Source organism: Streptomyces sp. NPDC033845, assembly GCF_055576225.1.
In genome coordinates this window covers 39522-52330 of sequence record NZ_JBVIRI010000007.1, presented here as the reverse complement: position 1 = coordinate 52330, position 12809 = coordinate 39522, and the positions used below count along the sequence as shown (strand labels likewise).

Annotated in this window: 13 protein-coding genes and 1 pseudogene; 8 read left to right on the top strand and 6 right to left on the bottom strand. The window is 73.2% G+C overall.

Annotated features, from left to right (window positions below):
- The first annotated feature begins 94 nt into the window (after window positions 1–94).
- On the top strand, window positions 95–655 hold the full coding sequence (locus ACZ50K_RS16890) for an Lrp/AsnC family transcriptional regulator (RefSeq protein ID WP_468903352.1): 561 nt from the start codon (window positions 95–97) through the stop codon (window positions 653–655).
- Between the two features lie 49 nt (window positions 656–704).
- On the opposite strand, the gene ACZ50K_RS16885 is transcribed toward ACZ50K_RS16890, so the two are convergent.
- Together ACZ50K_RS16885 and ACZ50K_RS16880 are read right to left on the bottom strand one after the other, a co-directional pair.
- On the bottom strand, window positions 705–1304 hold the full coding sequence (locus ACZ50K_RS16885; RefSeq protein ID WP_468903350.1) for a TetR/AcrR family transcriptional regulator: 600 nt from the start codon (window positions 1302–1304) through the stop codon (window positions 705–707).
- Window positions 1301–2812 (bottom strand): 3-hydroxyacyl-CoA dehydrogenase, encoded by a 1512-nt coding sequence (locus ACZ50K_RS16880; RefSeq protein WP_468903348.1) that lies wholly within the window; start codon window positions 2810–2812, stop codon window positions 1301–1303. The genes ACZ50K_RS16885 and ACZ50K_RS16880 overlap by 4 nt, the downstream gene beginning before the upstream one ends.
- Window positions 2813–2936: 124 nt before the next feature.
- Here ACZ50K_RS16880 and paaN point away from each other — a divergent pair, with 124 nt between their 5' ends.
- Window positions 2937–4640 carry a phenylacetic acid degradation protein PaaN gene (gene paaN, locus ACZ50K_RS16875; RefSeq protein WP_468903346.1) on the top strand — a complete coding sequence of 568 codons (1704 nt, stop codon included), beginning with the start codon at window positions 2937–2939 and terminating at the stop codon, window positions 4638–4640.
- Window positions 4641–4702: 62 nt separating this feature from the next.
- Here the strand turns inward: paaN and ACZ50K_RS16870 are convergent, their stop codons facing one another.
- Entirely contained in the window at window positions 4703–5338 is a 636-nt protein-coding gene (locus ACZ50K_RS16870; protein WP_468903344.1) for a MerR family transcriptional regulator, read from the bottom strand.
- A gap of 184 nt (window positions 5339–5522) precedes the next feature.
- Here ACZ50K_RS16870 and ACZ50K_RS16865 point away from each other — a divergent pair.
- A pseudogene (locus ACZ50K_RS16865) lies at window positions 5523–6407 on the top strand (hypothetical protein); the annotation flags it as partial.
- Here ACZ50K_RS16865 and ACZ50K_RS16860 read toward each other — a convergent pair.
- The 3 genes from ACZ50K_RS16860 to ACZ50K_RS16850 are packed head-to-tail and all read right to left on the bottom strand — an operon-like array spanning window position 6372 to window position 9041.
- Window positions 6372–7145: a TrmH family RNA methyltransferase gene (locus ACZ50K_RS16860; protein WP_468903342.1), complete on the bottom strand. Its 774-nt coding sequence runs from the start codon at window positions 7143–7145 to the stop codon at window positions 6372–6374. The pseudogene ACZ50K_RS16865 and the gene ACZ50K_RS16860 sit on opposite strands and share 36 nt — an antisense overlap.
- A gap of 10 nt (window positions 7146–7155) precedes the next feature.
- The gene (locus ACZ50K_RS16855) at window positions 7156–8424 is read right to left on the bottom strand and encodes an HTTM domain-containing protein (protein ID WP_468903340.1); all 1269 of its coding nucleotides are present in this window, start codon (window positions 8422–8424) and stop codon (window positions 7156–7158) included.
- On the bottom strand, window positions 8409–9041 hold the full coding sequence (locus ACZ50K_RS16850) for a DUF5819 family protein (RefSeq protein ID WP_468903338.1): 633 nt from the start codon (window positions 9039–9041) through the stop codon (window positions 8409–8411). Before ACZ50K_RS16850 ends, ACZ50K_RS16855 begins: the two co-directional genes overlap by 16 nt.
- 178 nt (window positions 9042–9219) lie before the next feature.
- Between ACZ50K_RS16850 and paaA the strand changes: the two genes are divergently transcribed.
- The 5 genes from paaA to ACZ50K_RS16825 are packed head-to-tail and all read left to right on the top strand — an operon-like array spanning window position 9220 to window position 12798.
- Window positions 9220–10191, top strand: a complete 972-nt coding sequence (gene paaA / locus ACZ50K_RS16845; RefSeq protein WP_468903336.1) for a 1,2-phenylacetyl-CoA epoxidase subunit PaaA — start codon at window positions 9220–9222, stop codon at window positions 10189–10191.
- The gene (paaB, locus tag ACZ50K_RS16840) at window positions 10188–10472 is read left to right on the top strand and encodes a 1,2-phenylacetyl-CoA epoxidase subunit PaaB (RefSeq protein WP_468903333.1); all 285 of its coding nucleotides are present in this window, start codon (window positions 10188–10190) and stop codon (window positions 10470–10472) included. Before paaA ends, paaB begins: the two co-directional genes overlap by 4 nt.
- On the top strand, window positions 10469–11203 hold the full coding sequence (gene paaC / locus ACZ50K_RS16835; RefSeq protein WP_468903331.1) for a 1,2-phenylacetyl-CoA epoxidase subunit PaaC: 735 nt from the start codon (window positions 10469–10471) through the stop codon (window positions 11201–11203). Before paaB ends, paaC begins: the two co-directional genes overlap by 4 nt.
- Window positions 11197–11691 (top strand): 1,2-phenylacetyl-CoA epoxidase subunit PaaD, encoded by a 495-nt coding sequence (gene paaD, locus ACZ50K_RS16830; protein WP_468903329.1) that lies wholly within the window; start codon window positions 11197–11199, stop codon window positions 11689–11691. The genes paaC and paaD overlap by 7 nt, the downstream gene beginning before the upstream one ends.
- Window positions 11692–12798, top strand: coding sequence for a 2Fe-2S iron-sulfur cluster-binding protein (locus ACZ50K_RS16825; RefSeq protein ID WP_468903326.1), 1107 nt, complete (start codon window positions 11692–11694; stop codon window positions 12796–12798). It begins immediately after the preceding gene.
- The last annotated feature ends 11 nt before the right edge of the window (window positions 12799–12809 follow it).

Below are 12809 nucleotides of genomic sequence, written 5' to 3'. Positions count from 1 at the left end.
GCAGTTTGGCTACAGGCGGCTCCAGGCTGTGGACAAACGGATGTCCACAGCCTGGGATGGGTACAGGACGTCCATGACAGGGAGGCCGGGGGCAATGACCGATGAACAAATGGTCCGGTCGGGTGAGGGGCCGGCGGCACCGCCCCGTCCCCTGGACCCGATAGACCGTTCGATCATCCAGCTGCTGCAGAGCGACGGCCGCGCCTCGGTGCGCTCGGTCGCCGAGCAGGTGCACGTCTCCCGCGCCAACGCCTACGCCCGGATCAACCGGCTGATCGACGACGGGGTGATCCGCGGGTTCAGCGCGCGGGTCAACCACGAGCGGGCCGGGCAGGGCGCCTCCGCCTACATCACCCTGAAGATCGTCCAGAACTCCTGGCGGACGGTCCGGGAACAGCTCCGCGAGCTGCCGGGGGCCGCGCACATCGCCCTGGTCAGCGGGGACTTCGACGTACTGCTGCTGGTGCACACCCCGGACAACCGGACCCTGCGGGAGCTGGTGCTGACCCGGCTCCAGGCCATTCCCGAGGTGCTGTCCACCCGGACCCTGCTGGTCTTCGAGGAGACGGATCTGGCCGCCGACCGCTCGGCCCCGACGGTCCCGCAGGTCACCGAGGATCAGGGCAGTCCGTACGCTCCCCCGGACGCCAGGTGATCTTCGGGGCGGGGCCGTGCGGGCGCGCCGGGTCCGCCCGGCGCGCCCGTCAGGCGCCCGGGGTCCGCAGGCCGCCGAAGGCCATCCGGACCACCGCGTCCGCCAGCGCGTCCGTCTCCCGGGCGTCCGCGTCGGGGTGCGGCCGGTACCACTCGACCAGCGAGTTGACCATGCCGAACAGCAGCCGGGTGGCGAGCCGGCTGTCCACGTCGGCCCGCAGGTCGCCGTCGGCCGCGGCGGCCTTCAGCAGGTCGGCGACCCGGTGGTCGAACTCGCGGCGGCGGTCCAGCGCCCAGCGCTCGGTGCGGGTGTTGCCGCGGACCCGGAGCAGCAGGGTGACGTAGGGGAGTTCGGCGAGCAGCACCTCCACCGTGCGGCGGGTGACGTACTCGACCCGCTCCACGGCGCGGCCGCGGGTGGCCCCGGTCTCGTCGAGGATGCCGAAGAGCTCGTCGAGGGCCCGGCTGACGGCCCGGCGCAGCAGTTCCTCCTTGCCGGCGACGTGGTGGTAGATGGAGGACTTGGAGATTCCGGCGGCCTGCGAGAGGTGCTCCATCGAGGTGCCGTCGTAGCCGCGTTCGTTGAACACCCGGACGGCCACCGAGAGCAGGGTCTCGGGGGTGTAGGTGTCGCGCCTGGCCGTGGTCATTCCGCGCCCTCCTCGTCGTCCGCCGCGTACCCCAGCCGGAACAGGGCCAGCGAGGGCGCGTACCGGCCCCCGGGGCAGCGTTCGTCCAGGTGGTGCAGCAGGTCGTAGGCCCAGTCGCGGCCCAGCCGGTCGTGCCATTCGCCCGGGCCGAGGGGGTAGTTGACGCCCAGCCGCATGGCGGTGTCGATGTCCTCGGCGGTGGCCGTGCCGCGGGCGACGGCGTCGGCGGTCAGGTCGATCAGCATGGCCACCGTCCGGGCGACGATCATGCCGGGTACGTCGCCGATGACGCTGACCTTCTTGCCGAGCCGCTGGAAGAGGCCGACGGCCTCGGCGAGGGTCCGCTCGGAGGTGTCCTCGCAGGCGGACAGGGCGATCCGGGTGGCGCCCCGGTAGTCCAGGGCGAGGTCGAAGTAGACGACGTCGGTGAACTCGACGGCGGTCCTGCCGTCGGCGAGGACCAGCTGTCCTTCGCCGGGCAGCTGGATGTAGGGGCCGCCGGCGGCGACCTCGGTGACCTCGATCCCGGCTTCGGCGATCAGTGCGGCCAGCTCGGCGGCGGGTCCGAGGTCACCGACCACGGTGACGGCGGCCGGGGCCTCCTCGGGGCCGGCCGTGTGCGGGGCCGGGGCCTTGGCGTCCGGTCCGTACGGGTACCAGCCATGGCCCGACTTGCGGCCCAGCCGGCCCGACTGGACCAGGCGGCGCTGGGCGAGCGAGGGCTGGAACTTGGGGCTGCGGAAGAAGGACTCCCACACCGAGCGGGTGACCGTCTCGTTGACGTCCTGGCCGATCAGGTCGGTGAGTTCGAAGGGACCCATCCGGAATCCGCCGCTCTCGCGGAGCACGGCGTCGATGGTGGCCGGGTCGGCGCCCCGCTCCTCGTGGACCGCGAGGGCCTCGGCGTAGAAGGGGCGGGCGATCCGGTTGACGATGAACCCGGGGGTGTCGGCGCAGCGGACCGGGACCTTTCCCCAGCCGATCATCGTCTCGAAGGCCCGGTCCGCGGCGGCGGGGTCGGTCGCGGAGCCGCTGACCACCTCGACCAGCGGCAGCAGCGGGGCCGGGTTGAAGAAGTGCAGACCGAGGAAGCGGCCGGGGTGGTCGAGGCCGGCGGCGATCTCGGTGACGGAGAGGGAGGAGGTGTTGGTGGCCAGCAGGGCCTCCGGCCCGACCACCGGCTCCAGGGCCCGGAACAGCTCGCGCTTGACCTCGGGGTCCTCCAGGACGGCCTCGACCACCAGGGCGGAGCCGGCCAGCGCGGCCGTCTCGGAGACCGCCTCGATCCGGCCGGCGGCGGCGTCCGCCTCGGCCCCGTCCAGACGACCCTTGGCGACCAGCCGTGCCAGGCGGTCCGTGACGGCGGCCCGGCCGGCCTCCGCGCGGGCCGCGTCCACGTCGTGGAGCAGCACGCGGTGACCTGCGAGAAGGGCGACCTGTGCGATGCCCTGGCCCATGGTTCCGGCCCCGACGACCGCCACGGTGCGGGAGCGCTGGATAGCTGTCATGTCCCCGATCCTCTCGCATGGGTTGTCCACAGGGGGACACAGGCCCTCTTGTCCCGACCGATCGTTCGGTTACTCTAACTCCAGTCTGCTCCGCTACGCCCGGCTCAACGAGGAGTTGGTCTTGATGGCCGCCGCCGACCTGTCCGCCGCTCAGCTCTCCGAGAAGCACCGCCCGACGCTCGACGCGGCCCTGGACGCCATCCGCAGCCGCGCCTACTGGTCCCCGCACCCCGAACACCCCAAGGCGTACGGCGAGACCGCCCCCGCCGACGGCCTGCGCGCCTTCGAGGAGCTGCGCGGCACCCGGCTCGACCTGGGCCAGCCGGGGACGGACGGCTGGACCGGCGGCGAGGTCTCGCCGTTCGGACCGGAGCTGGGCGTGGAGTACCCGCACGCCGACCCCGATGTCCTGCTGCCCGCCATGAAGGCCGGCATCGCGGCCTGGCGGGACGCCGGACCGGAGGTCCGCGCCCTGGTCTGCATCGAGGTGCTGGCCCGCATCAGCGCCCGCACCCACGAGTTCGCGCACGCGGTGATGCACACCAGCGGGCAGGCGTTCATGATGGCCTTCCAGGCCGGCGGCCCGCACGCGCAGGACCGCGGCCTGGAGGCGGTGGCGTACGCGTACGAGGAGCAGACCCGGGTGCCGGGCAGCGCCGACTGGTCCAAGCCCCAGGGCAAGAAGGACCCGCTGAACCTGGGCAAGACCTTCACCGCCGTCCCCCGCGGCATCGCCCTGGTCATCGGCTGCAACACCTTCCCCACCTGGAACGGCTATCCCGGCCTGTTCGCCTCCCTGGCCACCGGCAACGCGGTGCTGGTCAAGCCGCACCCGCGGGCCGTGCTGCCGCTGGCGCTGACCGTGGCGGTGGCCCGCGAGGTGCTGTCCGAGGCCGGGTTCTCCCCCGACCTGGTGGCCCTGGCCACGGAGCGGCCGGGCGAGGGCATCGCCAAGACCCTGGCCCTGCGCCCCGAGATCAAGCTGATCGACTACACCGGCTCCACCGAGTTCGGCGACTGGCTGGAGACCCACGCCCGGCAGGCGCAGGTCCACACGGAGAAGGCCGGCGTCAACACCGTGGTCATCGACTCCACCGGCGACTACAAGGGGATGCTCGGCAACCTGGCCTTCTCGCTGTCCCTCTACAGCGGCCAGATGTGCACCACCCCGCAGAACCTGCTGATCCCGCGCGAGGGCATCGAGACCGACGCCGGCCACAAGTCCTACGACGAGGTCGTGGCCGATCTGGCCCGCTCGGTGCAGGGGCTGCTCGGCGACGACGCCCGGGCCAACGCCCTGCTCGGCGCCCTGGTCAACCCGGACGTGAAGGCGCGGCTGGAGGCCGCCGCCGGACTGGGCGAGGTGGCCCTGGCCTCCCGCGAGGTCGCCAACCCCGAGTTCCCGGCCGCGGTGGTCCGCACCCCGGTGATCGTCAAGCTCGACGCCTCCAAGCCCGGGGACTCGGCGGAGGCCGAGGGCTCCGCCCCGTACCTCTCGGAGTGTTTCGGCCCGGTCTCCTTCGCGGTGGCGGTGGACTCCACGGCGGGCGCCCTCGACCTGCTGCGCCGTACGGTGCGGGAGAAGGGCGCGATGACCGTGGGGGCCTACACCACCTCGGCGGACACCGAGCGGGCCATCGAGGAGGTCTGCCTGGAGGAGTCCGCGCAGCTGTCGCTGAACCTCACCGGCGGGGTGTTCGTCAACCAGACCGCGGCCTTCTCCGACTTCCACGGCTCCGGCGGCAACCCGGCGGCCAACGCGGCCCTGTGCGACGGCGCCTTCGTCGCCAACCGTTTCCGGGTGGTAGAGGTCCGCCGCCAGGCCTGACCACCGAGCCTTGCCGCGGGGCCCGGTCCGGCCGGGCCCGCCACCGCCGGCTGCCCGTCGGCTCAGTCGCCGGGCAGCCCGTACATCCGGGCCGAGGTGTCGGTCTGGGCCATCCGGCGCAGGGCGGCGAACATCGCGTCGCCCAGCACCGTGCCCACCGCCACGGACTCCGCCAGGTCCTCCCGGGCCACCCCGCTCGCCACATAGCCGAGGTCGGCCTCCGCCACCTGCTGGGCGGCGCCGGCATAGGCGCCGAGGACCTCGGCGAAGGCCCCGTGCCCGGCCCGCCGCACGGCGGCCAGCGCAGCGGCCAGGGCCTCGCAGGCCGGGTGCTCCAGGGGCACCAGCCAGCCCCGCTCCGCCACCAGGCCGGCCACCGTCGCCCGGGCCAGGTCCAGCTCCGCGTCCTGGGCCGAGGCGTGCTCGGGCACCAGCCGGTGGGCCACCGTGCCGAGCAGCCGGTGCACCGGCTGCTCCTGGTCGTCGACCGCCGTCAGCACCTCCCGGATGGTGGCCACCGACATCCCGCCGACCTCCAGCAGACCGCGCACCAGCCGCAGTCTCCGCTCGTGCGCCGGACCGTAGCTGGCCTGGTTGGGACTGCTGAGCTCACCGGCCGGAAGCAGGCCCTCGCGGACGTAGTACTTGATCGTGGGCACCGGTACCCCGGTCCGGGAGCTCAGCTCTCCGATGCGCATGGCCGCGTCCGTTCACCTAAGAACCTCTTGTCGTGTGCGCCCCCAGCATAGATAGTGGCGCTATCAGATAGCGGAAAGTGCCGCTATCCATAACTGCTGTCGCGGGGGAACCATGGGAACCATGAGAGAGCTCCTGGCACCGTTACGCGGCTGGTACCGCCCCCTGGTGCTGTTCGCCGCCCTGATGACCGCCTGGGCGCTCGCCTCCGCGGTCGGACTGCTCGTCGACGACCGGATCCTGACCGGCGCGCCGATCTGGGCCAAGCCCTTCAAGTTCTCGCTGTCCTTCGTCGCCTACGCCCTCAGCCTGGCCTGGCTGACCACCCTGCTCGGCGAGGTCCGCCCGCGCGCCGCCCGCTACGCCCGCGGCGCCGGCCTGGTGGTGGTCCTGGCCGGGGTGGTGGAGATGGTGCTGATCACCCTCCAGGTGGTGCGCGGGGAGCGGAGCCACTTCAACGAGAAGACCTCCTTCGACGAGACCGTCTTCTCGATCATGGGAAACACCGTGGTGGTGCTGTGGCTGGCCACCCTGGTCATCGCGCTGCTGCTGTTCCGCGCCACGCTCGCCGACCGGGCGGGCCGCTGGGCGATCCGGCTGGGCTCGGTCCTGGCCCTGACCGGTGCCGGCCTCGGCTTCCTGATGGTGGGCCCCACCCCCGAGCAGGAGGCGCTGGGCGAGGCCGCCACCGAGATCGGCGCGCACAGCGTGGACGTGCCCGACGGCGGGCCGGGGCTGCCGCTGATCGGCTGGTCCACCACCGGCGGCGATCTGCGGGTCCCGCACTTCGTCGGGATGCACGCCCTCCAGCTGCTGCCGCTGCTGGTGCTGCTGCTGGCGGCGCTCGGCACCCGGTACGCCCGGCTGCGGCAGGAGCGGGTCCGGCTGCGGCTGATGCTGGTCGCGGCCGCCGGCTACGCGGCCGCACTGGCCCTGCTGACCCGGCAGGCGCTGGCCGGCGAACCGCTGGTGCATCCGGGCGGGCAGACCCTCGCGGTGGCCGGGGCGATCGCGGCCGCGGTGCTGGCCGGAGTGCTATTCGCGCTCCGGCAGGGGCGCGGGGCCGCCCCAGTGGAAGAGGGTCATGGCCACGCTGGTGGCCAGGTTGTAGCTGGAGACCTGGGGGCGCATGGGCAGGGAGACCAGCTGGTCGGCCCGGGCCCGGAGCTCCGCTGACAGCCCCTGCCGCTCCGAGCCGAAGGCGAGGACGGCGCTGTCCGGGAGGGTGAGGGCGCGGATGTCCGCGCCCTCGGGGTCCAGGGCGTAGAGCGGCCCGGGCGGCAGGGTGTCGAGGGTGACCCGGTCGACGGTGGTGGCGTAGTGGAGTCCGGCGCCGGCCCGCACCACGTTCGGGTGCCAGGGGTCGAGGTCGCCGCGGGTGACCACCCCGGTGGCCCCGAACCCGGCCGCCAGCCGGACCACCGCGCCCACGTTGCCGAGGTTGCGGGGGTCGTCCAGGAGCACCACGGGGGCGCTGCGCGGCATCCGCTCCAGGGCCGCGCGGCCCGCCAGCCGGTCCGGCCGTACCGCCAGGGCGGCCACCCGGGTGGGGTGCACGCGGGCCACCAGCCCGGCCAGCGGGCCCGGCCGGAGCAATGCGGCCAGGGGTCCGCGCACGTCGGGGGCGAGCTGTTCGGCGAGGGCCAGGACGGCCTCCGGGTCCTCGGCCACCGCCAGGTGCACCTGGGCGCCGAAGCGCAGGGCGTGCTTCAGCGCGTGGAACCCGTCGAGGAGGATCGTTCCGTCCTCCGCCGCGGTCTCCCGCCACACCCGTGCCGTCTCCGCCGCCCGCTGTCCTTCGCCGCTCATGCCCAGGAGCCTAGGCGGTCTCCCGGACCGTGCCGTCCGCCGCGTCCTCGGGTACCCGTGGCGGCGGGAGCTCCCGGTCCCCGTCCGCGGGGCCGGGCCCGGCTCCGGGCTTCGCCCCGGTACCGGCCCGGGAGCGGGACGGCAGCAGCCGGTCGCGCAGGACCGCCGCCCGCGCCCCCAGCCAGAGCAGGAAGACCGTGGGCAGGAACACCGCGTCCGCCGCGATCATCGCCAGTGAGAACACCGGAAGGCCCAGCAGGACCGCGATGCCGAGGTGCTCCAGCATCATCAGGGCCAGCAGCACGTTCTTGATCCGCCGGTTGAACACGGTGAACGGGAAGGCCACCTGGACGACCACCGTGCCGTAGGTCAGCAGCATCACCAGGGTCCCGCTGCCGGCCAGCAGTCCGGACAGTCCGGGCCAGGGGGTGAAGTAGTCCAGGCCCAGCGGGTAGTAAAGGGCGGTGCCGTCCTGCCAGCGCGATCCCTGGATCTTGTACCAGCCGGCCGTGGCGTAGATCAGACAGACCTCCGCCATGATCACCAGCAGGGCGGTGTTGTGCACCAGGTTGCCCAGCACGTCCAGCAGGGCCCGTCCGTCGCCGCCCGGATCGTGGCGTTCCACCGCCCACCAGAGGGCCTGGACGATCCACAGCCAGAGGAAGAACGCCGTCCAGTAGAGGCCGAACCGGCCGGTGACCGCCGCGTACGCCAGGACGAGGCCGAGCCCGGCCCACAGCAGCGGCCCGGCGGCCCCCCGGGCCGGTCCGGTCCGGGCGGTCCGGCGGGCGTCCAGCGACCACACCCGGGCGCAGCGGGTGAGCACCAGGTAGATGGCCATCAGATGGACCACGTTGTCGCCGCCGTCGCCCATGAACACGCTGCGGTTCTGCAGGGAGAGCACCCCGGCCATGAACAGCACGGAGGCGGCCCGCGTGTGCCAGCCGAGCAGCATCAGGACGGCGGAGAGCACGGCCAGGCCGTAGACCAGCTCGAACCAGAGGTCCGAGTCGGACCAGAGCAGCACGGTGAAGGCGCCGTTGTCGGCGACCAGACGGCTCGCCAGGTCGAATCCCCAGGGGCTTCCGGGGCCGTACAGCTCGTGCCGGTGCGGGAACTCGCGCAGCAGGAAGAGCAGCCAGGTGGCGGCGAAGCCGATCCGGACGACGGCGCTCTGGTACGGGCCCAGGGCCTGCCCGGTGACCCCGGCCAGCGCGTGCCGGGCGGCGGCCCGGGCCCGGGCGGGGGCGCCGGGGGGCGGGGTCAGGGGGTCCACCACGGGAGCTCCCGGTAGTAGGTCTGCTCGTCGGTGGTCTCACCGCTCCACTCCGGGGCGGCGACGGCGGTGGTCGCGGACCGCAGCTGGATCCGCAGCACCCGGCCGCCGGGGAAGTCGGGCTCCAGCCGTCGCAGCGCGATCCGCTCCAGATAGGCCTCGGAGAGCTGTCCGCGCTCGCCGTTGGGCCGGTTCTCCTCGTCGTGCGAGCCGGTGAAGAAGTCCCAGGCCCGGCGGAGCTCGTTCTGCTGGACGTGGCTGGGGAAGGGGTTGCCCCTTATGGCCGCGCCGTCCTCCGCCGACAGGTCCTGCCAGCCGGTGGTGATCCGCTTCCCGGCCGCCGTCCGCACCTGGGCGCGGACCTGGACGGCGATGTTCTGCTGGAGCGGGTTGGGGGCGAACAGCTTCCAGTTCTGCTCGAACTCGGGGTAGATCCACTCGTCGATCGCCTCGGAGTGGCGTTTGCCGACCGTGTTGGCGGGGGCCACGTGCAGGAAGACCAGGGCGAGGTGCAGGCAGCCGGCCACGGCGACCGCGCCGAGGGCCAGGGCGGCCACGACCCGGTAGCGCGCGGGCAGCCCGGCGATGCCCGGGGCGCGCCCGTTCCCGCTTCCGTCCATGCCGATCCCGCCCGATCCCGTCCGCCCCGGCCGCGCCGCTGTCCACAGCGAGTGGTCCACAGAGGTTGACACCCTACGGGCCGCCGTCTCACCATTGAAGAGCATGAACCGAACGATCGGTCGGTCGGCTGGAGATCCGGCGGCCCGATCGGCACCGTCCATCGGCAAGGGGGCCGGCATGGTGGCAGTGACCCCGGAAACGGGGCAGGACAGGGACCTCGCGGCGGCTTTCGAGGCCGCGGTCGCGGCCGACGAGCGCGTGGAGCCCCGGGACTGGATGCCCGAGGAGTACCGCGCCTCACTCGTCCGCCAGATGGCCCAGCACGCGCACTCCGAGATCATCGGGATGCAGCCCGAGGCCAACTGGATCACCCGCGCGCCCTCGCTGCGCCGCAAGGCCATCCTGATGGCCAAGGTGCAGGACGAGGCCGGCCACGGCCTGTATCTCTACAGCGCCGCCGAGACCCTGGGCACCGGCCGCGAGGAGCTGCTGGACAAGCTCCACTCCGGTCGCCAGAAGTATTCGTCGATCTTCAACTACCCGACCCTGACCTGGGCCGACGTGGGCGCCATCGGCTGGCTGGTGGACGGCGCCGCGATCACCAACCAGGTCCCGCTGTGCCGCTGCTCGTACGGCCCGTACGCCCGCGCCATGGTCCGGATCTGCAAGGAGGAGTCCTTCCACCAGCGCCAGGGTTACGAACTGCTCCTCGCCCTCTCGCGCGGCACCGAGGCCCAGCACGCCATGGCGCAGGACGCGGTGGACCGCTGGTGGTGGCCCTCCCTGATGATGTTCGGCCCGCCGGACGACGAATCGGCGCACTCCGCCCAGTCCATGGCCTGGCGGATCAAGCGGCACTCCAACGACGAGCTGCGCCAGCGGTTCGTGGACATCGCGGTCCCGCAGGCCGAGAGCCTGGGCCTGACCCTGCCCGACCCGGACCTCAAGTGGAACGAGGAGCGCGGCCACCACGACTTCGGAGCCATCGACTGGACCGAGTTCTGGGACGTCCTCAAGGGCAACGGCCCCTGCAACGAGCAGCGGATCAACCAGCGCCGCCAGGCCCACGAGGACGGCGCCTGGGTGCGGGACGCGGCCGCGGCGTATGCGGCGAAGCACACCGGCAAGCACGAGGAGGCACGGGTATGACGCAGAACTGGCCGCTGTGGGAGGTGTTCGTGCGGTCGCGGCGCGGCCTCTCGCACACCCACGCGGGAAGCCTGCACGCCCCCGACGCGGAGATGGCCCTGCGCAACGCCCGCGACCTCTACACCCGGCGCAGCGAGGGCGTGTCCCTCTGGGTGGTGCCCTCCACCGCGATCACCGCCTCCTCCCCGGACGAGCGGGACCCGTTCTTCGCCCCCGCCGCCGACAAGCCCTACCGTCACCCCACGTTCTACGAGATCCCCGAAGGGGTGCGGCACCTGTGACCGGCACCGTGCCCACCGGCACCGACACCACCCGGGCCGCCCTGGCCCTCGGCGACGACGCCCTGGTCCTCTCCCACCGGCTCGCCGAATGGGCCGGCCACGCCCCGGAGCTGGAGGAGGAGGTGGCCCTGGCCAACATCGCCCTCGACCTGCTCGGCCAGGCCCGGGTCCTGCTGTCGATGGCGGGGGACGAGGACGAGCTGGCCTATCTCCGGGAGGAGCGGGCCTTCACCAACCTCCAGCTGGTGGAACAGCCGCGCGGCGACTTCGCCCACACCATCGCCCGGCAGCTGTTCTTCTCGGTGCACCAGCACCTGCTCTACGGGGAACTGGCCTCCGGCGACAGCGAGTTCGCCTCGCTGGCCGCCAAGGCGGTCAAGGAGACGGCCTACCACCGCGACCACGCCGAGCAGTGGATCCTGCGGCTGGGCGACGGAACCGCCGAGAGCCGGGAGCGGGCGCAGCGGGCGGTGGACGCGCTGTGGCGGTTCACCGGCGAGATGTTCCAGCCGGTGGAGGGCCTCGACGTGGACTCCGCCGCCCTGGAGAGCGCCTGGCTGGCGATCGTGACCGAGGTGCTGGAGCGGGCCACCCTGACCGTTCCGGCGGGTCCGCGCAGCGGGGCCTGGGCGGCCGGTGCCGGCCGGCAGGGCCTGCACACCGAGTGCTTCGGGCGGATGCTCGCCGAGATGCAGCACCTGCACCGCAGCCACCCGGGGGCGTCATGGTGACCACCACCCGGCTGGAGAGCGAACTGGCCGCCCTGGCCGGCTCGGTACCCGACCCCGAGCTGCCCGTGCTCACCCTGGCCGAGCTGGGCGTGCTGCGCGGGGTGAAGGTCGGACAGGACGGCTCGGTGGAGGTCCTGCTGACCCCCACCTACACCGGATGCCCGGCCGTGGAGGCCATGTCCGCCGACATCGAGCGGGTGCTGCACGACCACGGCATGGCCGAGGTATCGGTGCGCACGGTGCTGGCCCCCGCCTGGTCCACCGATGACATCAGCGCCGAAGGCCGCCGCAAGCTCGCCGAGTTCGGGATCGCCCCGCCCCGCTCGCACTCCGCCGGCGGACCGGTGCCCCTCACCCTCTCGGTGCGCTGCCCGCACTGCGGGTCCACCGACACCGAGCTGCTCAGCCGGTTCTCCTCCACCGCCTGCAAGGCCCTGCGGCGCTGTGTCTCCTGCCGCGAGCCCTTCGACCACTTCAAGGAGCTGTAGATGGCCGCACCACGCCATGGCGCCTTCCATCCGCTGACGGTGGCGGCGGTCGACCGGCTCACCGAGGACTCGGTGGCGCTCACCCTGAGCGTGCCGGCCGAGGTCCGGGAGCGGTACCGGCACGCCGCCGGGCAGCACCTGGCCCTGCGCCGCCGCCCGGCCGAGGGCGGGGAGGTCCGGCGGACGTACTCGATCTGCTCCCCGGCCCCGTCCCCCGACGGGCCCGCCCCGGCACTGCTCCGGGTCGGGGTGCGGCTGGTGGAGGGCGGGGAGTTCTCCACCTTCGCCCACAAGGAGATCGCCGTCGGGGACCTGCTGGACGTGATGGTCCCGGCCGGCCGGTTCGTGCTGGACCCGGCCACCGCCCCCGAGGACGCCCACTACGCGGCGGTGGTCGGCGGCAGCGGCATCACCCCGCTGCTGTCCATCGTCGCGACCCTGCTCGCGGCCCGGCCGCGGGCCCGGTTCTGCCTGGTCCGCAGCGACCGCACCGCCTCCTCCACGATGTTCCTGGAGGAGGTCGCCGATCTGAAGGACCGCTATCCGGACCGGTTCCAGCTGGTGACCGTCCTCTCCCGGGAGGAGCAGGAGGCCGGGCTGCCCTCCGGCCGGCTGGACGAGGCACGGCTGACCGCCCTGCTGCCGGCGCTGCTGCCGGTGACGGAGATATCCGGCTGGTTCCTCTGCGGGCCCTACGGGCTGGTCCAGGGCGCCGAACTGGCCCTGCGGGCCCTGGGGGTGGAGCGGAGCAGGATCCACGAGGAGATCTTCCATGTGGACGAGGCCCCGGCACCGGCCCCGGCGCCCGCCCGCCCCGACGGCGCCTCCCCGCAGAGCACCGTCACCGCCCGCCTCGACGGCCGCTCCGGGAGCTGGGCGGTCCGGGACGGGGAGTCCCTGCTGGAGGCCGTGCTGCGCAACCGGGCGGACGCGCCCTACGCCTGCAAGGGCGGGGTGTGCGGCACCTGCCGGGCCTTCCTGGTCCGGGGCGAGGTCCGGATGGACCGGAACTTCGCGCTGGAGTCCGATGAGACCGAGGCCGGTTTCGTCCTGGCCTGCCAGTCCCATCCGGTGACCGAAGAGGTGGAAATCGACTTCGACCGCTGACCCGGTCTGTC